Annotated in this window: 14 protein-coding genes and 1 pseudogene; 3 read left to right on the top strand and 12 right to left on the bottom strand. The window is 65.5% G+C overall.

The features are described 5' to 3' along the window. Nucleotides 1-169: 169 nt before the first annotated feature. The 3 genes and pseudogenes from Q0A15_RS04785 to Q0A15_RS04775 form a co-directional block, all read left to right on the top strand. Nucleotides 170-2212 (top strand): annotated as a pseudogene (locus Q0A15_RS04785) (DUF222 domain-containing protein); the annotation flags it as partial. Nucleotides 2213-2439: 227 nt separating this feature from the next. Then, nucleotides 2440-3696 carry an MFS transporter gene (locus Q0A15_RS04780; protein WP_291278386.1) on the top strand — a complete coding sequence of 419 codons (1257 nt, stop codon included), beginning with the start codon at nt 2440-2442 and terminating at the stop codon, nt 3694-3696. A 60-nt stretch (nt 3697-3756) separates the two neighbouring features. Next, nucleotides 3757-4194 carry a DoxX family membrane protein gene (locus Q0A15_RS04775; RefSeq protein WP_291278385.1) on the top strand — a complete coding sequence of 146 codons (438 nt, stop codon included), beginning with the start codon at nt 3757-3759 and terminating at the stop codon, nt 4192-4194. A 114-nt stretch (nt 4195-4308) separates the two neighbouring features. Here the strand turns inward: Q0A15_RS04775 and Q0A15_RS04770 are convergent, their stop codons facing one another. The 12 genes from Q0A15_RS04770 to iolD all read right to left on the bottom strand — a co-directional run bounded on the left by Q0A15_RS04770 (nt 4309) and on the right by iolD (nt 18146). Continuing rightward, the gene (locus Q0A15_RS04770; protein WP_291278384.1) at nt 4309-5277 is read right to left on the bottom strand and encodes an ATP-binding cassette domain-containing protein; all 969 of its coding nucleotides are present in this window, start codon (nt 5275-5277) and stop codon (nt 4309-4311) included. Then, a complete protein-coding gene (locus Q0A15_RS04765; RefSeq protein WP_291278383.1) occupies nt 5274-6338 on the bottom strand; it encodes an ABC transporter permease in 1065 nt (354 codons plus the stop codon). The genes Q0A15_RS04770 and Q0A15_RS04765 overlap by 4 nt, the downstream gene beginning before the upstream one ends. Further along, nucleotides 6335-7348, bottom strand: a complete 1014-nt coding sequence (locus Q0A15_RS04760; protein WP_291278382.1) for a sugar ABC transporter substrate-binding protein — start codon at nt 7346-7348, stop codon at nt 6335-6337. Before Q0A15_RS04760 ends, Q0A15_RS04765 begins: the two co-directional genes overlap by 4 nt. Nucleotides 7349-7618: 270 nt before the next feature. Next, nucleotides 7619-8458 carry a TIM barrel protein gene (locus Q0A15_RS04755; protein ID WP_291278381.1) on the bottom strand — a complete coding sequence of 280 codons (840 nt, stop codon included), beginning with the start codon at nt 8456-8458 and terminating at the stop codon, nt 7619-7621. Further along, nucleotides 8451-9965 (bottom strand): sugar porter family MFS transporter, encoded by a 1515-nt coding sequence (locus Q0A15_RS04750; protein ID WP_291278389.1) that lies wholly within the window; start codon nt 9963-9965, stop codon nt 8451-8453. Before Q0A15_RS04750 ends, Q0A15_RS04755 begins: the two co-directional genes overlap by 8 nt. A 133-nt stretch (nt 9966-10098) precedes the next feature. Then, nucleotides 10099-11097, bottom strand: a complete 999-nt coding sequence (gene iolG / locus Q0A15_RS04745; protein ID WP_291278380.1) for an inositol 2-dehydrogenase — start codon at nt 11095-11097, stop codon at nt 10099-10101. After that, the gene (locus tag Q0A15_RS04740; protein WP_291278379.1) at nt 11094-12266 is read right to left on the bottom strand and encodes a Gfo/Idh/MocA family oxidoreductase; all 1173 of its coding nucleotides are present in this window, start codon (nt 12264-12266) and stop codon (nt 11094-11096) included. Before Q0A15_RS04740 ends, iolG begins: the two co-directional genes overlap by 4 nt. Further along, the gene (locus Q0A15_RS04735; RefSeq protein ID WP_291278388.1) at nt 12263-13156 is read right to left on the bottom strand and encodes a sugar phosphate isomerase/epimerase; all 894 of its coding nucleotides are present in this window, start codon (nt 13154-13156) and stop codon (nt 12263-12265) included. Before Q0A15_RS04735 ends, Q0A15_RS04740 begins: the two co-directional genes overlap by 4 nt. 49 nt (nt 13157-13205) lie before the next feature. Beyond that, complete coding sequence (locus Q0A15_RS04730; protein WP_291278378.1) at nt 13206-14129, bottom strand: NAD(P)-dependent oxidoreductase; 924 nt, start codon at nt 14127-14129, stop codon at nt 13206-13208. Continuing rightward, nucleotides 14126-15370, bottom strand: a complete 1245-nt coding sequence (locus tag Q0A15_RS04725) for a Gfo/Idh/MocA family oxidoreductase (protein WP_291278377.1) — start codon at nt 15368-15370, stop codon at nt 14126-14128. Before Q0A15_RS04725 ends, Q0A15_RS04730 begins: the two co-directional genes overlap by 4 nt. Nucleotides 15371-15405: 35 nt before the next feature. Then, nucleotides 15406-16218, bottom strand: coding sequence for an aldolase/citrate lyase family protein (locus tag Q0A15_RS04720; protein WP_291278376.1), 813 nt, complete (start codon nt 16216-16218; stop codon nt 15406-15408). After that, nucleotides 16215-18146, bottom strand: coding sequence for a 3D-(3,5/4)-trihydroxycyclohexane-1,2-dione acylhydrolase (decyclizing) (gene iolD / locus Q0A15_RS04715; protein WP_291278375.1), 1932 nt, complete (start codon nt 18144-18146; stop codon nt 16215-16217). Before iolD ends, Q0A15_RS04720 begins: the two co-directional genes overlap by 4 nt. Nucleotides 18147-18262 lie beyond the last annotated feature (116 nt).

The following is an 18262-nucleotide window of genomic DNA, read 5'->3' as shown; positions in this document are numbered from 1 at the left end:
TTGAAGACCTCATCCAGCCCGCCGGAGGCCTTCAACGCCTCCACCGCAGCAGCACCGCCACCGTTGGCATGAGGATCCGTATTCGTCATGGTCATGATTGTCCTTCCCAGAAGGGCTTACACAGACCATCTGACACGCTCACGCCCCGGCCCAGGCACCGCGTCTCTTCGAAGAATTCAGCCAAGGCCAGGTCAGTGAGGATCACCTCGTCACGTTCTTCGACGAGACCACCCTGCTCACCGAGGACGGCAAACGCCAAGCCGACACCGACCTCGCCGACGAGGCACCCCACCTCGGTGAACGCGAACTACGCCACCGCCTACGCTTCACCACCGCCCAACTCGAACCAGAACTCGCCGCAGAACGGGCGCGGAAAGCCGCCGAACAACGCCACGTCAGCGTCCGACCCCGCCCAGACAGCATGGCCAACCTCACCGCACTCCTGCCCGGAGCGGTCGCCATGGCCATCGACACCATCCTCACCCGCTACGCCAAATCCAAGCGCGCCGCAGGCGAGGAACGCCTCGAAGCCCACATCAAAGCCGACGCGTTGACCGGCATCGTCATCGGCTGGGCCGAAGCCACCGGCCACGTCCCCCGCAGTTTCACCCAGGCGCACCGCATCAAGACCAGCGGGAACGGTCCAACTGACCGCCCGAGTTCTCCCTCCGCCGGCACCGCCATGCCCGGCGCCGAACCTACCAAGGGCGGGACCTTGGGAAATACCGGCGCCATCATGCACGGTGCTCACCCTGACGGCACCCTCGAGGCTGAAGGTGCTACCGCCCGGACCAGTGAAGGTGTCTCATGCGCTCCGGACGAGATTGACACCGAGCCCGCGTTCGGAACGACCGCGGCCGTCGCGCATGGGGACCTGTCTGCCAACACCGACACCGACACCGATGCTGCCGCCAAGGACGACGGCTTCTTGCCCGGTTTCGCGGAGGTGGATCAGGCGAGGGACGCGTTCGCTGCCTTTTTGCGGTCCCCTGAAGGCCTGCCAGCCCCCACCGGCCCAACTCATCCCACCGGTGCAGGCCAGCACACCGGTTTTCACGCCCGTGTGGGTGTCCAGGTGAACGTCGTGATCACGGACCTGGCGCTCTTCGGCATCCAAGACACTCCCGCGGAGGTCTTCGGCCTCGGCCCCGTCCCCGCCGAGACCGCCAGGACCATGATCGCCACCGCCACCGCCAACCACCAGGCGACGCTGAAACGGCTCTACACCGACCCGGCATCCGGGGCACTGGTCGCCATGGAATCCAAGTCCCGGACCTTCCCCGACGGACTGGCCCAGATGATCGGCTTCCGAGATAAATTCTGCAGGCACCCCTACTGCAACTCCCCGATCAAACACCTGGACCACATCACCCCACACGTAACAGGCGGTCCCACCAGCTTCGCTAACGGCCAAGGTCTCTGCGCCCGCCACAACCTCATCAAAGACTCCGGCAACACCACCGCCACACCCCAACCTGCTGGCCCCACTCCAGCATCCACGGGAACCGCACCAGCACCCGACGGCACGGATCCCTCACCCATCGGCACAACGTCATCGCCCGATGGCACCGGGCCAACACCGAACGGCACAACGCCATTGCCCAACGGCACCGGGCCGATCACCACACGCCTACCCTCCGGCGCCTCATTCACCTCCCCAGCCAGGCCCTTCCCCCACGAGAACCCCAACACCATCGACTCGACCCTCTACTGGACCGGCTACCGTGCAGGCACCGCCGCAGCGGAAACCACGCTGACCCGACGGGAAGAACTGATGCAGCTGGGCCAAGACGCCAACTACGCCTTCGCCGACCAACTCAAGAAAGCAGCCGAACACGCCAAGAAAGTCCGCACCTGCCTCGCCGACGAATACCAAGAACTCACACGACTTCAGGCCGAACAGGAACGCGACGCCAAAGAGTTGCAGCGACAGCGCGAAAGCCTCGACCACGACGCCAACGCCCTGGGCAGGCTCCGCACCCACGTCGAGGCCCTACTGACCGACCACGCCACCCAACGCGACGAAAGCGAAGCCCAACCGGCCAACGGCGAAACCCCGCACGCCTACATCGAAGCCCCGTCCAGCGGCCTCGAAAGCCAGCTTCACGCATGGGCGCTCTCAGTCCCGGCAGTGGACATCCACCACTCAGCCACCGCGTTCGTCGTCGCAGGCATGGCAGCAACACTGAAACTGACGGCACCAACGCCCTGAGTTCCCACCACGGCTGAACTGTTCACGGCAATTAGTGAATCAACCGTGCAACGCCGACCACTCAGAAAGGCGGCAAGATCAGGGCCGGCATGAGTGCAACGCTTCACCCGTAGGGGGCACCGGTCAGGTCCCGCGCGGTGGGACCTGACCACCGATCGTCGGGCACAGGTGATAAACATGATGAGGCCGCCCAGCCGCACCGTTGCCGTATCCATCGAAGGAGCCATGTGAGCGCGTCCGCCTCCGAACCACAGAAGTTCGCCGCGTTGCGTCAGAAGACGCCGCGCAACTATCTGATCGGCGGAGCGCTGGCGATGATGGCGGACAACATCGAACACGTGATCACCTACTGGGTGTTGTGGGAGATGTTCCACTCCGAAGTGCTGGTCGGGTTCGAGGTCGTGTCCCACTGGCTGCCGTTCCTGCTGCTCTCCGTTCCCTTCGGCGCACTGGCGGAGCGCGTGGACTGCCGCAAGATCATCCAGTTCTCGCAGGTACTTTTCATGCTGGTGTCGCTGAGTTGGGGACTGCTCTTCCTCACCGACTCTTTGCAGATGTGGTCGGCCTGCGTCCTGCTGATTCTTCACGGCATCGCCGGTGCCATGTGGGCGCCGGCGGAACAGCTGCTGCTCCACGACTTCGTCGAGGAACGCGACCTGCCGGGCGCCGTTCGCCTGAACGCGACCTTCCGCAGCCTAGGGATCCTCTGTGGCCCAGTGGTCGGGTCCGCGTTGCTGCTCGGTCTGGGGCCGGTGTGGGGCATCTTCGTGAACATTCTCTTCTACCTGCCGCTGACACTCATGCTGATGAGGGTCGAGCAGACCGGGCACGGGTCCACGCAGGGGATGGTCGGCACCCGCCCCGGATTCCGGGCCATGTTCTCCTCGTTGGGATCCGTGGTCCGTGATCGCACGCTCTTCGGCGTCATCCTGCTCTCCGGGCTCTCCGCGGTGGCCATTGGCGGCTCCCTCCAGGTCTCCATCCCTGATTTCGCCACCAGCAACCTAGCGATCGGCGATGGTGGGATCGGCTACGGTGTGCTGCTCTTCGCCAACGGCGCAGGCGGCGTGATCGGCGGTCTTCTCATCGAGGCGCTGACTCGCGGGCGCCCAACACCGCGGGCCATCGTGGGCTGGTCCATCCTCTTCGGCGTGACCACGGTGGCTGTTGCCATGACCCACACCTACTGGCTTGCACTGCTGGCCCTGGTGCTCGGCGGCGTGGCGAACCTGGTGTCGAACTCCATGGGGCAAGCCCTTGCGCAGCTGCGGGCAGAGCCGTCGGAGCGTGGGCGTGTGATCGGCGTGTACGGAATGTTCTCCTCCGGCTTCCGCATCGGCAACGGGATCACCCTGGCTGTGCTCGGAACGATGTGGGGCATCGGCCCGGCCGTTGCACTGGGCGGCGGCTTCCTGGTGGTGGCCGCATTGGTGATGGGTTGGTACATGCGGGCAAACCGGAGTTCCTCCGCCGCAGAAGCGTGACCTAGGGGTACCTCGTCTCATAGGCTCGGCAGGGAAAACAGAGCGACAAGGAGACAAGCCATGAAGACCCCCGGACGCACACTCATCCGCAGCGTTGGACGCCTACTCACCGGAACCACGTTCGTGGTCCTCGGCGCTGACGCAGCCCGCAAACCCGGCGGCCGGGTGGAGCAGGCAGGGCCCACCTTGGACAGCATTCGCAAGGTGGTCCCGCTCCCCAAGAACGACGAGCTGCTGGTCCGAGCCAATGGTGCAGCCCAAGCAGCGGGAGGGGCTTTGCTGGCCCTGGGGCGTTTCCCTCGGTTCTCCTCGGCCGTGATCGCCGGTTCCATGGTCCCCACCACCTTGGCCGGGCATGCATTCTGGAAGATCCAGGATCCGGTGGCCCGCAAGCAGCAGCAGGTGCAGTTCTTCAAGAACGCGGCCCTGGTGGGTGGCCTGCTGCTGGAGGTCGCGTTGGATCAGCCCAAGAAGAAGGCCAAGAAGAGCAAGAAGTAGACCCTTCAACCGGCGTTGCCGGATCACGAATTGCGGCATGAGCGCACGGATGGCGGTGTGGATCCGAGGATCCACACCGCCATCCGTGCCAACGCACCGCAGGATGTAACCGGCTCAGCGCTTGCGGCGGCGCTTGCCGTCCTGCTCCAGGTCCTCCGGCAGCCCCGTGATATCGATGGCCCCCGTCACTGGGATCCGACCCACATCGGCCTGGGAGTCCTCGTGGATCTCGTCACGGATCTCCCGGATCACACCGGTCTCCGTACCGACGTCGCGCAGCTCGTGCACCAACTGCTCCAGCTCGGCCCCACCGGCCATCATGCTGGTCAGTTCTTCCAGTGTGATGTCCTCCTTCTCGTGGTAGCCGATGGACTGGCCCCGCTTGAGCAGAAGGAAACGGTCTCCCACGGGATAGGCATGGTGGGGGTTGTGGGTGATGAAGATGACCCCGAGGCCTCGCTCACGAGCCTGGATGATGTAACGCAACACCACACCGGACTGTTTCACGCCGAGTGCGGCGGTGGGCTCATCCAGAATCAGCACCTTGGCGCCGAAGTACACGGCTCGGGCGATCGCCACACACTGACGCTCACCGCCGGAGAGCGTCCCGATGGGCTGGTCCACATCGCGCAGGTCGATACCCATGTCCAACAGTTCCTTCTTGGCGGTCCTCCGCATGAACGCAACGTCCATCTTGGAGAACGGACCCCAACCCTTGGTGACCTCTGAACCCAGGAAGAAGTTGCGCCACACCGGCATCAGCGGCGCGACCGCCAGATCCTGATACACCGTGGCGATACCGGCGGCGAGGGCCTCACGCGGTGAACTGAAATGGACCTCTTCACCCTGGACGAGGTACTGGCCTGACGTGTTCTGGTGCAGGCCCGCGATGATCTTGATCAACGTGGACTTGCCCGCACCGTTGTCGCCCAGCACGCACATGACCTCACCCGCGCCGACCTTCAGGCTCACGTCCTTGAGCGCGATGATGTTGCCGTAGCGCTTGCCGGCTTCCTTCAGTTCCACCAGCGGCTGAGCGCCCTTGTCCGTGCCCGACGAGGGGGCGGTTACCTGGGCAGTCATTTCTTGCCTCCCTTCGCGGCCCTACGTTGCAGTGTGAAGTTCAGGACGGTGGCGCCCAAGAGCATGGCGCCCAGGAAGAACTTCAACCAGTCCGGGTTCCATTCCGCGTACACGACTCCCTTGAGGGCCATGCCGTAGATGAGAGCGCCGATGGCGCCGCCGATCGCGGATCCATAGCCACCGGTCATGAGGCAACCTCCCACAACCGCGGCGATGATGTAGAGGAACTCGTTACCGATGCCCTCGCCAGACTGAACCGTCTTGAAGGCGAAGAGCTGATGCATACCCAGCAACCAGGCGCAGAACCCCACACCCATGTAGAGGCCGATCTTGGTTCGAGCCACCGGAACCCCGACGGCACGTGCTGAATCAGGTGCTCCGCCGGACGCGAAGATCCAGTTACCCGTCCTGGTGCGCTGCAGGATCCAGGTTGCGACGGCCACCATGAGAATCCAGTAGAAGACCGTGATCTTCACCTTGACTCCGAACACCGACACGTCGGAGGCGAAAACGGCTGCTGCCGACTCGAAACCGGACCAACGTTCGATGGACGGGGTCGCGACCCCGCCCGTCAGGGATCTGGTCAGGCCCAGGTTCAGACCGGTCAGCATGAAGAACGTGGCGAGGGTGACGATGAAGCTCGCCAGTTTCGTCTTGGTCAACAGCCAACCGTTGAGAAAGCCGATGCCGAGGGAGAACACCAGGCTGGCCAGCACACCCCACCAGACATTGGTGCCGAACCAGTACAGGAACAGCCCGCCGCACAAGGCGGAGGAGACCACACCCACACCGGCGGAGAGGTCGACCTCGCCGCCGATCATCAGCAGGGAGACACCCACGGCCATGATGCCCACGGTGGAGGCACCGTAGAGGATCGTCGCGATGGAGCTGGCCTGAGTGAACTGCGGTGCCACCACTGCAAACAGGATCGCAATGACCACCGCTGCGGCCGTGGCGCCGGCTTCGGGTTTGGTGAAGAAGCGGACGAAGAGATTGCTCCGAGCGATACGCTCGTCCTTCTTCGTCGGCGTCCGATTCGAGGCTGGGAGAGTGGCCGTCATCGGGTGCCCTTCTCCACGTACTCCTCAAGCTCGTCGGCATCATCCTTGGTGATGATCTGCGGACCGGTCAGTACGGCACGGCCACCACCGAGTACATTGGCATTGCGCTTGTTCAGCCAGACCGCGTCCACGGCCTCATATCCCTGAAGGTACGGCTGCTGATCCACACCGAACTGCAACGAGTCGTTCTTGAGCCCCTTGATGACGTCAGCATTCATATCGAACGTTGCGAGCTTGGCGTCGGAACCAGCTTCAGAGATGGCCTTCTGGGCGATGGGCGCCTGCGGAGCACCGAGTGTCAGGACGTAGTCAACGCTCTTAGTGGTCTGCAGCTTCGAAGTGATGGTGGAGGAGATGTTGGTCGAATCCGCGGCAGTGACGTAGAGCCGCTCCATTTTGCCTCCCAGCTTCTCCTCGACGCCGGTGCAGCGATTCTCCAGCCCTACGTGGCCCTGTTCCTGAATCACGCAGACCACATGCTTTGCACCGAGCTCCTTGAGCTTCTCGCCTGCTGCCTGCCCTGCCACGCGGTCATCCTGGCCGAAGTGCGCCAGGACACCCATGTCCTTGTACTCGTTCTCACCGGAGTTCACGCTGTAGACCGGGATGCCCGCGTCCAGTGCCTTCTTGACCGACCCGGCCATGGCCTCCGGCTTGGCCAAGGAAACGATGATTCCGTCCACCTTCTGATCCACGGCTTGGTCCACGAGCTGAGCCTGCCTGGCGCCGTCGGGATCGGAGCTGTAGAGGACCTCGATATTGTCCTTCTTCCCCGCGGTGTCAGCGCCCTTGCGCATGATGTCCCAGAACGTGTCACCCGGGGTGGAGTGGGTGATCAGGGCGACCTTCATCTTGGGGCCACCGCCGGCAGCGACGCCATCTCCGGAGTCGTCCTTGCCGCCGGCCGGGCCCGAACAGGCCGCGAGCGACACCGCAGCGAGACCAGCTGCTAAGACGACACCCCAACGTCGCCGGCCCTTGGCCGTGCGGTTGAACTTGTTTGCACTCACTTTTGCACTCCATCGTGTCGTAGGTGCCCGCCCTCGAGTTTCTCAAGAGGGTGGGAGCGTCGCTCCGCTCCATAAAAGGCGAACGACTGCTCGAGTACCCGAATTCTAAGCACGTGATGCGCGTCACCACAATAGGAGTTCGAATATTTTTCGCAAGTAGTTTGGATGTGTTTTAAATAAACTCTTCCGGCCCGTTTTCTTCATGAATCGGAGTCATGAAGAAAACGGGCTACCGGATTTGTCGGTTGTCTCACACGCCCCCTCACGGGCTCAGAGAATCGCCTCCGTTGCGCGAAATGCTCGACGCAAACCTTCCGCGACAGATAGGGATCGGTGTTCCTCGGAGAGGATTTCAACACCCCACGCGCCTTGATACCCGAGATCCCTCATGCACTGCACAAAGCCGTGCATGTCTTGCACACCTTCGCCGGGATAACGGCGACGATCACGCGTATCCTCGAACAACGTGCCGATCGGCTCCGCATCGGCATCATTCAGCTCGACCCCGAAAATCATTTCCGGTGTCAAATTATTCACAACGTCAGAGAAACTCGTTCCCGCCCTGAAAATATGCCAGTAGTCCACCACGAGCCCACAGGCCGGATGGTCCGTGGCCCGCACCAGCTCCGCTCCAGCCGGCATGGAGGCCACCATCCCGAAGGGAAGCGGCTCCAGTGCGACCCTGGTGCCGTGGGCCTCCGCCTCGATGCCGAGCCTCCTGAACGCTGGCGCAAGCACGGTGGGGTCCTCCAGCGCCGGAGCCTGGTCGGTACCTGCCTTGATCATGGCCGCCCCGCCGAAGGCGTCCGAGGCCTCCAGTAGCTCCTTCCAAGCCCCGCGCCAGACCTCGTCCGGTTTCCACCATTCACCGACGAGTTCCACCTCAACGTGCGAGAGCCCCACGGCCGCCATCGCCTCCGCGACGGCCGCATATCCCACCCCGGCTTTGATGGCACGAAGGTCCTCCAAGACCCAACCCATACCGCGGTAGCCGGCCTCGGCGACAGCCCGCACCCGCTCCAGGGGGTCCACGGGGCTGGCCTCACTGGCCCGCATGGGAGCGGCATCGCCTGCACTGGTCCAGCAGGTGGCGACGATCGCCTCAGTCATGGCTGGTCACCGCTTCCGTTTCCTGGGACGCAGAGGCCCTCCGTGCCAGTCGATCCGCGGTCTCCCGATCGCGTTCGTCGCGCCACTCGGAGAAGCGATATGCCTGGCCTGACACCACGCCTTCCTCCATTCGTTCTAGGGAGACTCCACGGGTCTCAGGTACCTGCGTCACCACGAAGATCAGAGCGAGAACCCCGACCCCGGCAAACAGGAAGAAGACCCCGGTGATGCCGATGCCGGCCACGAGACTCGGGAAGAACAGTGCGAGCAGACCGTTGATTCCCCAGCCGAACAACTGAGAGATGCCGGTACCGACGCCACGCATGGGCAGCGGGAACGCCTCGGCAAGCCACACCCATACCGCCACGTTGAGGAAGGTCTGCATGGAGGCCACGAAACACACGATGAGGAAGAGCAGGACCCAGGGCCGTAACGCGGCGCCCTGCGGGATCGCCACGGAGCAGATCCCGATCAGCAGGTGGAACAGAGTGGTCAGGCTCAATCCGATGGTGAAGGTCTTGCGCCGGTCCACCTTGTCCATCATGTACAGGGCGAAACAGCCACCGACCACGGCCACGATGCCTGGAGCGATATTGGCGATGAGCGCGGCATTGGAAGCAAAACCGGACTCGATGAGCACGGTCTGCCCGTAGTACATGATCGAGTTGATCCCAGTCAGCTGCTGTGCCACGGCTACGCCGATGCCGACCAGGACGATACGCAAAGCCCATTTGGAGGTGAACACGGCCCTGAAGCCCACGCGGTTCTCCCCGGTGGTGTCCTTGGCCAGGTCCTCGATGATCTGCATCTCCGCCACGGCACGGTCCTCGGTGCGCACGCTCTTGAGCACCTGCAGAGCCTCGTCGTTCCGTCCATGTTCGATCAGCCAGCGGGGTGACTCCGGCATCCTCAGCATGCCGATGAAGAGGCAAACGGCCGGAACGGCACAGATGGCGAGCATGACACGCCAGATTCCGTCGATATGTCCCCACACCGTCCCGATCACGGCGTTGATCACGAATGCCGCAAGCTGACCTGTGACGATGGCGAGCTCGTTGCGCCCGGACAACGATCCGCGGATCTCGAACGGGGCCAGCTCCGACAGGTACACCGGCACCGTGATGGAGGCGCCGCCCACCGCGAGCCCGAGGCAGATGCGCCCTGCCACCAACACAGCGACCCCCGGTGTGAAGACACACAGCAACGTTCCCACGAAGAACAGGACGGAAAGCACGATGATCGTGCTTCGCCGCCCTACGGCATCGGAAAGTCGTCCACCGAACAGTGCGCCGATCGCGGCTGCGAACACCAGGGATGAGGTGACCACGCCCTCGGACAGAGCGGTCAGTCCGAGTTCGGAGGACATCGGGTTCAAGGCGCCGTTGATGACTCCGGTGTCATATCCGAAAAGCAGCCCGCCGAAGCACGCCACGATGGAAATGACGCCGATTCGCTTTCGATGCGGACCCTTGACGGGCATGGTCGGTAGGTCGTTGTCCTTGATCATGAGCGGTGGGACGTTGGTGCTCAACTTCTGAGCCTCCTGAGGTATCTGTGCGTGGTTGCACGCACCCGGCCGAGGGCCGAAGGTTTCCTGTGTCGGTTCTACTGTTCGTGGTGTGGGGACCACCGTCGTCGGTTCAGACGGCGACCACGGTGCCCGTATCGGCTGAACGCTGGGCCGCGTCCGCCAGAGCCAGGGCCGCACGCCCGTCCGCATAGGTCGCCAACTGCGAGGACTCGCCCCGGAGCAGTCCCACGAAGGCAGAGAGTTCGTCGGTGTAGGCCTGTGCGTATCGGTCCAGGAAGAAGTGCTGGTAGGGACCGCCAACCGACTCGACGGCCGTCGCGGTGGAGGAACGCAGCAGCGAGGTGGGTGCGTTGACCACGTCCAGCATCCCGTCGGGGCCGAACACCTCGATGCGCTGGTCGTAGCCCACGGCGCTGTGCCGAGAGTTCTGGATGCACACCAACGCACCGGTTGCCGCGCGAAGGGTCAGCATGACGGTGTCGAAGTCGCCATGCTGCGCAGCACCCGCGTCGAAGAGCCTGGCGCCCGTGGCCGAGACCTCCACGATGTCCCCGGCGATGTAGCGAGCCATGTCCAGGTCGTGGATGGTCATGTCGCGGAAGATGCCGCCGGATACGGCCACGTAGTCGGCGGGCGGGGCTGCGGGGTCGCGGCTGGTGATGCGCAATTGCTCAAGCTGGCCGATCTCCCCTGCGTCGAGACGAGCTCGCGCCGCTGCGAAGTCACGATCGAAGCGGCGGTTGAAGCCAACCACCACGGGTACGCCCGAGGCCTCGACCACGGGTGCCAGCCGGTCCACCCGCGCCAGGTCCAGGTCGATGGGCTTCTCGCACAGCACGGGGACGCCCGCGCCGACGGCCGCCTCGATGAGGTCCGCGTGCGTGGGGGTCGGGGAGGCGATGATGACCCCGTCCACGTCGCCGGCCGCGATGGCCGCTGCTGGGTCGTCGGTTGCCCGCGCCCCGGTCTGCGCTGCCACCCGGTTGGCGCCGTCCACGAATGGATCGGCCACCCAGGCAAGGTCGGCCTCGGAGGAGGCCCCGATGTTGGTGGCGTGGACGGATCCGATACGACCGGTCCCGATCAAACCCAGTCTCGCGTTGCTCATGCGGATGCTCCTTGTGTGCTTTCGATGTCCGACGCCGTGTGGTCGGCTTCGGTGCTCTTCTCGCCGTTTGCTACGGCGTCCTTGATCTCCGCCAACAGGACCGGACGCCCCGTGCGGACCGATTCCTCTGCTGCGAGCGCCAACCGCGATGCGGTGACTCCCGCACTGGGCGAGGTCAGCGAGTCCGCCTCGCCGTGCACCATGGCCACGAAGTGGGCGATCTCCCGGCGGAAGGCCGGTTCGAATCGGTTGACGAATTCGTCATACGTCGAGGCGGGAACGGGGCCGTCGGGTTCCGTGGAGGCGATGGGGGTCCTGGAGTCGTAGCCGGCCGCCGCGACGCCCTCGGAACCGTAGACCGTGGCGTCCACGTGCTGACCGGTACCGATGCGGCGGCCTGCGGACACGACGGCCTGCACGCCGGACTCGAAGGTCACCACGGCCGTGGCGGTGTCCAGGTCCCCGTGGTCTCCGTAGTCCGACCGATCCAGGACGGACCCCGAAGCGAACACGGACACCGGTTCCTCTCCCAGGATCCAGGGGATGACGTCGAAGTCGTGGATCACGAGGTCGCGCCAGATGCCGCCAGAGGTCGGGATGTAGTCCGGCGTGACGTGGTAGTGGTCGTGATCAACGGCCGCGACCTGACGGATCAGGCCGAGTTCCCGGGATTGCACCTGACGGCGCAGTTCCTGGTAGCCCTGATCGTAGCGGCGGTGGAAGGCCACCATGATGGGGGTTCCGTACGCCTCGAGTCGGGCAGCGAGGTTCGCGGTGTGCTCCAGGTCCAGCCCCAGTGGCTTCTCCAGCAGTTGCGGTACGCCCGCTGAGGCGGCCGTCTCAGCCAGTTCGGGATGGGTCCCGGTCGACGTGGCGATGACGACCCCGTCGAGGCCATCCGTCCAGGATCCCTCCGAGGTGAGTCGGGTCCGGATGGTGGGTGTCTCGACGTCCGCAGGCGCCAGCTCACCCGCGATCTCCGCCGGTGCGCCGGGGGCCAACGCCCGCTCCAACTCGGCCTTCGCAGCGTCCAGCTTCTCTTGGTTACGACCGATCAGCACCAGGACCTCGACGCCGGGCTGCTGCGCCAGATTCCTGGCGTGCATGATGCCGATCCGGCCGAGCCCGATGACGCCGATCGTCAGGGCAGCATCCTGCAGCGAACTCATGCGTTGACCTCCCGAGCTGAACCGTGTCCATCGGCCACGGAACGCAAGTACGCGAGGCTCGCCGCGGCGTCGGACACAGGGCCGTCACCAGGCGCCGGTTCTTCACTGATCACGTTGTCCTGCTCCAGCGTGAACCAGCCGGTGTAGCCGGCGTCCAACAGCGAGGTGACGATGGCCGCGATATCGATGTCGCCCTGGCCGAGCGGCCGATACATTCCCGCCACGACCTCGTCGTAGTACGTGCTCTGGCCCGCACGCACGCGCTCCGCGTGCTGCAGGGACACGTCCTTCAGGTGTGCGTGGAGAATACGGTCCGCGTGCTCGGCCGCGAAGGTCACTGGGTCTGTTCCGCCGATGAAGAGGTGTCCGGTGTCGAAGCAGAAGCCGATCTCGCTGCCGTCGAGGACCTGTTGCACATCCGCGGTGGTCTCCACCATGGTCCCGGCGTGGGGGTGCAGCACGGCGGTGACACCCACGTTCGCTGCGGCCTCACGCGCCCGCCCCAGGTTGTCCAGCAGGGTGGCCCAGCCGGTACGGTCCAGCTCGGGGCGGGCGTCGTAGCCATCCTGGCCGGAGACTGCGGAAAGCACGATGGTCCCGGCGCCTGCCGCCTCGTAGGAGGCCAGTTCCCTGACGATCTCCGGCAGCGGGTCGTGGTCCGGATCGTGCAAGAGGACGGGAACGAAACCTCCCACGGCCCGCATGCCGTGCTCGGCCAACAGCCGTGCCTTGGCCTCCGGGTCGGTGGGCAGGAAGCCCTCCGGGCCGAACTCGGTGGCCGCGAACCCGAGCTCGCCCATTTCGGTGAGCACGCGATCGGGATCCATCTGGTGGCCCCAGTCCGGGACCTCGCAGACACCCCAGGAGATGGGGGCTGCCGCGATCTGAATATCAGTCATGAGCTGGTTACTCGTCTTCTTCGTCGAAGTGATGGGGGGTTCAGGTGTCCGGTTGGGCCACCGCGGCCGGTGCGCCACCGTCCAGCACCGCGCGAACGGCACGGGCCGCGTCGATGAAGGTGGCACGCGCCGCCTTGGCGGACAGGCCCATGACATGGGGGGTGAGCACCACGCGCGGGTGACGGTAGAGCGGATGTGGGGTCGCAGGTTCAGGGTCGAAGGAATCCAGTCCCAGGCCACCCAGGTGACCGGATTCCAGCGAAGCGAGTCCCGCATCCAGATCCACCAACCCGCCGCGCGACACGTTGACGAGGACCGCGCCGGGCTTCATCCGGCTCAAGGCCTCCGCGTCCACCAGGTTGCGGGTGCTCGCGAGCAGCGGCACGTGCAGGGAGACGATGTCGGAGTTCTCGAGCAGTGCCTCCAGCCCTCCGGCATCTCGGTCCTCGGGTACCGGTGCCACGGGGTCGTAGGCCAAGACCCGGGCGCCGAAGGCCGTGGCCAGGTGAGCCACCCGTCGTCCGATCCGGCCATAGCCCACGATGCCCAGCGTTGCATCCTCGAGGTCACCCACGGGGATGCCGGTGCGTTCCGCCCACCCGCCCTTCCTGATGAGTTCCGTCAAGGGGCCGAGCGACTTCACGAGATGCAGGATGTGAGCCAACGCCCCTTCGGCCACGGCGTTGGTGTTGGCACCCGGGGTGATGGCCACCGGAATGGCGCGGGCGGCGGCGGCCGCCATGTCCACGTCGTCCACACCCACGCCGGTGCGGGCGATGACCCGCAGCTCCGGCATGTTCTCCAGTTGTTCCTCCCCCACCGTGACCGCCGCGCGCACGATGGCGCCGTGCGCCCGTGCGAGGTCTGCGGCGGTCGGCTCGGCCACGAACTCCACGTCACCGAGCACGGGCTCCACGACGTCTGCCGGAACCGGCCCGAGACCTACGACCACGGGACGTGTCATGCCGACGCTCCGGCTGCGCTGGGGACCGCGCTGGTGTTGCGGGCCGCAGTGGTTCCTGCGACTTGCTCCACATCCACCCAGGCGCGGCTCGCCGCCGCCTGTTCCCCCGCATACACGACACGGTTCGCGGCCAGTGCGTCATGCACATCTGCGTGCGCCGAGTCCTGCCCCACGAACGAGAGCAGGAACTTCTTGGCCTCCACGACCTTGAAGTCGTCGTAGCCCATGGAGGTGCCCGCGCCAGGCTGGAAGTGGCTGAAGTCCCCGAAGTCCGGGCCGGCCATGACACGAGTGAAGCCCACGTGAGGACCGTCGTAGCCCAATGCCAGTTCGAGTTCGTTCATGCGCTCGAAGTTCCAGCGAAGAGAGCCCTCGGTGCCATAGACCTCGAGCGAATACTCCGCACGCGGACCCACCGTGACCCGGGAGGCCTCGAGCGTGCCCACGGCACCGGCACCCACGGCGTCGGGCCCGAAACGCACCAGCAGTCCGGCGTAGTCCTCGTTCTCCACCGGAGCCATCTCGCCGTTCTCCACCACGGCGAAGTGGGTGGCCTGCCCCATGGGCAGCTTGGGACGCTCTGCGTAGACGGTCTTGGTGGTGGCAGCGACCGAGTCGATGGGACCCACGACGTAGTGAGCCAGGTCGGTCAAGTGACCCAGGAGGTCGCCCAGTACGCCGGAGCCGGCCAGGTTACGGATGAAGCGCCAGGACAGGGCACCGTTGGGTTCGGCGGAGTAGTCCGCGAAGAAGGCGCCGCGGACGTTGTTGATCCGCCCCAACTTGCCCTCCGCGATGATCTTGCGGGCATACTCGATGGCCGGCGCATTGCGGTAGTTGAAGCCCACCGCGGTAGCCACCCCCGCGGCATCCGCCGCGTCCACCACGGCCTGCGTCTCGTCGGCGGAACGGCCCACCGGCTTCTCGATCCAGAAGGCCTTGCCTGCAGCGGCCGCGGCAGCACCGATCTCTGCGTGAAGGAAGTTGGGCGCGCAGATGGAGACCACCTCGACCTCGGGGTCGGTCAGGACCTCGTGGTAGTCGGTGACGCCGCGCTCGTACCCGAGTACGTCCACGGCGTACTGGGCGCGCTCGGGATTGGTGTCTGCCGCGACGACCAGTCGGGGCTTGATGCCGAGCTCGGGGTACATGACGGGCAGCGCTGAGTAGGCGCGGGAGTGAAGCTGGCCCATCCAGCCGACGCTGATGAGGCCTACACCGATGGTGCGAGGTGAGTTCATGGGGGTACTCCTAGGGAAGATGAGGGGCGAGCGGCTCAGGCGAGCGTCGAGATGATGCCGCGGGCGGCATCGACCAGCAAAGTGGCGTCCGAGCCAACGGGGAGGAAGGTGAATCCCTCTTCGGCGCGACCGGCTGCGATGTCGGTGGTGGCGGAGAGGATTCCTGCGGATTTTCCGTGGTCCTTGGCCGCCTTGATGACCCGGTCCACCGCGGCCTTGAACGGTTCCGAGGAGAAGTCCAAGGGCGTGCCGAGCGCGTAGGAGAGGTCCAGCGGCCCGATGAAGAGGACATCCACGCCGGGAATCGCGGCGATCCGTTCCACCTGGTCCAGGGCGCCGAGCGTCTCGATCTGCACGATCACGAGGGCCGGGTCCGCTTCCAGCGCGGCCTTGTCCAGGCCCCACCGCACGGAGCGGTTGTAGGTCGCGACTCCTCGGTCACCGAGCGGCGGGTAGGAGAAGTGCTTCAGGGACTCCTCCACTTGCTCCGCAGAGGCGATGCGGGGCAGCATCACCCCTGCGGCTCCCGCGTCAAGGACACGGCCGATCCGGATGCGTTCTGCGCTCTCGACGCGCACCAGCGTGGCCGCACCGTAGGCACCTGCCGCCGCGACGGCGTCGCCCACCTGGGATTCGTCCCCGCCGCCATGTTCCAGGTCTACGAGGACCCAGTCGAGGCCCGCAGCGGCCAGCACCTCGATCGCCGTGGTGGAGCCGAGTCCCGCGAACGTTCCGATGGTGCGTTCGCCGGAGAGAATTCGCGCCACCACGCTCGTGGCGTCGCCGCCGCGCTGTACTGGGGTCATCGGCTGTACTGGGGTCATCGTCAGATCTTCCTGTCCGCTCACACGTGCCACCGCTGCTCCTTCAGGTCTTCTTCGTACTCGGCGCGGATGGGGGCCACCCACGCCTGTTCAGAGACCTCGGCCGGAGCCACGTCCCAGAACACCTCCGACCCGGGCAGGTCCACGAGCGGGACGGTCGGGACCACAATGGCCACAGGGCCGTCGATGTCCCGCGTGGAGTCCAACGCGGCACGCACCTCGGCAGCCGTGGTGGCTCGCACCGTGTGGGCGCCAAGGCCCTCAGCGATCTTCTCCAGACCCACGGCGAGGTAACCACCATCCAGGGCCGCCTGCTCGGTTCCGCCCTCGCCGCGGTAGCGGAAGTCGTTGCCGAACTGCTTGCCCACCTTGAGCATCTGCAGGCGACGAATCACCTGGAACCCGTGGTTCTCCGAGACGATGTAGGTGACCTTGAGGCCTTCCTGCGCCGCGGTCAGGATCTCGGTGGGGTTCATGAGGAACGTGCCGTCCCCGATGAAGACGGAAACGCGGTGTGCCGGGTCAGGGTCCGCGAGCCGCACACCCATGCCTGCTGGGATCTCGTAGCCCATGCAAGAGAAGCCGAACTCCAGGTGGCAGTGTCGAGCGCCCGTGGCGTCCCAGACCTTCAGCAGGTCTCCTGGAGGGCCACCTGCCGCAGCGATGAGGGTGTCGCCACCCTTGGCGTGCTCCTGCATCAGGCCGATGAGCTGCCCCTGCGTCAGGATCGCGTCGGTGTCCGGGGTGTCCGATGTCTTGGCGTAGACCTCATCGGGGTTCAGTGCGGCTGCGCGACGCGGAGCCCATTCGGCCTTCTGCGCTGCGGTCTCCTGGGTCCAGGAGGTATCCACGTGGTAACCGTCCAGCCGCTCGGTGAGGCCGGCGAGCCCCAGCTTGGCGTCGGCCACGGCCGCGATGGCGCCCTGCTTGATGGCGTCGAGTTCCGCCACGTTGATGCTCGCGAAACGCACGTCCGGGTGTTTGAACATGGTCTGCGCTCCCGTGGCGAAGTCCGTGAGCCGGGTGCCGACCGAGATGATCAGGTCCGCCTGCGCCACGAGCCTATTGGTGGCGGGCGTTCCCTCGAGCCCCAGCCCGCCCAGGAACCATTCCGCGTCGGTGCTGACCGCACCCTTGCCGCCGAAGGTTTCCGCCACGGGGATCCCGGTAGCTTCCCCGAAGGCCTCCAGCTCGGTGAAGGCTCGTGAGTAGTGCACACCGCCTCCCGCGATCAACAGCGGCTTCTCTGCGGAACGGACGGCCTCAGCGATCGCGTCGAGTTCCGTGGGCTGCGGGATGGTGCGGCGAATGACCCAGTCGCGGTCGCGGAACAAGGATTCGGGGAAGTCGTAGGCATGGGACTGGATGTCCTGGGGCACCGAGAGCACCACCGCGCCGGTCTCCACCGGGTTCGCGAGCACCCGGAAGGCCTGCGGAAGCGCGGTGATGAGCTGCTCCGGCCTGGTGATGCGGTCGAAGAAGGAGGAGACCGGACGGAAGGCATCGTTGACCGTGAGGCCCGGGTCCTGGGGGTTCTCGAGCTGCTGCAACACGGGGCCCTGTCGGCGGGTGGCGTAGGTGTCGCCCGGCAGCAGGAACAGCGGTAGCCGGTTCACGGTGGCCAAGGCGGCCGCCGTCACCAGGTTCATGGCCCCGGGGCCGATGGATGCGGTCACGGCCAGGGTCTGGGTCCGCTGCGTGGCCTTACCCAGGGCGGCGCCTGCGTGAGCCAGTGCCTGCTCGTTGCGTCCCTGGATGAAGGGCATGTCGTCACCGAACTGGGAGAAGGCCTGGCTGAATCCGGAGACATTGCCGTGGCCGAAGATGCCGGCGGAGGCCGGGATCATGCGACGGCGTTCCCCGTCCAGCACCGAGTATTGGTGATTCAGGAAACGCACCACGGCCTGCGCCACGGTGAGTCGGACGGTCGCGTCCTGAGGATGGCTTGACATCGGTGGTGTTCTCCTTCGAACAGATTCCGGGATGGTCCGGAGTAGGGCGCCCAAGGCGCCTTTTCGAGCGATTCTGTGCCCGACGCGTCGGGCATGGGTTGGGCGCCTGCGGCACC

The sequence above is a fragment of the Galactobacter sp. genome (assembly GCF_022712295.1).
Classification (GTDB): domain Bacteria; phylum Actinomycetota; class Actinomycetes; order Actinomycetales; family Micrococcaceae; genus Galactobacter.
Note: the sequence above shows the minus strand (reverse complement) of the source record. Positions and strands in the feature narration are given on the sequence as shown.

Bases quoted from the DNA above. Each gene is read 5' to 3' on its own strand.
- Q0A15_RS04775 (WP_291278385.1), top strand. From the start codon at position 3,757: ATGAAGACCCCCGGACGCACACTCATCCGCAGCGTTGGACGCCTACTC.
- Q0A15_RS04770 (WP_291278384.1), bottom strand. From the start codon at position 5,277: ATGACTGCCCAGGTAACCGCCCCCTCGTCGGGCACGGACAAGGGCGCT.
- Q0A15_RS04765 (WP_291278383.1), bottom strand. From the start codon at position 6,338: ATGACGGCCACTCTCCCAGCCTCGAATCGGACGCCGACGAAGAAGGAC.
- Q0A15_RS04755 (WP_291278381.1), bottom strand. From the start codon at position 8,458: ATGACTGAGGCGATCGTCGCCACCTGCTGGACCAGTGCAGGCGATGCC.
- Q0A15_RS04750 (WP_291278389.1), bottom strand. From the start codon at position 9,965: ATGATCAAGGACAACGACCTACCGACCATGCCCGTCAAGGGTCCGCAT.
- iolG (WP_291278380.1), bottom strand. From the start codon at position 11,097: ATGAGCAACGCGAGACTGGGTTTGATCGGGACCGGTCGTATCGGATCC.
- Q0A15_RS04740 (WP_291278379.1), bottom strand. From the start codon at position 12,266: ATGAGTTCGCTGCAGGATGCTGCCCTGACGATCGGCGTCATCGGGCTC.
- Q0A15_RS04730 (WP_291278378.1), bottom strand. From the start codon at position 14,129: ATGACACGTCCCGTGGTCGTAGGTCTCGGGCCGGTTCCGGCAGACGTC.
- Q0A15_RS04725 (WP_291278377.1), bottom strand. From the start codon at position 15,370: ATGAACTCACCTCGCACCATCGGTGTAGGCCTCATCAGCGTCGGCTGG.
- iolD (WP_291278375.1), bottom strand. From the start codon at position 18,146: ATGTCAAGCCATCCTCAGGACGCGACCGTCCGACTCACCGTGGCGCAG.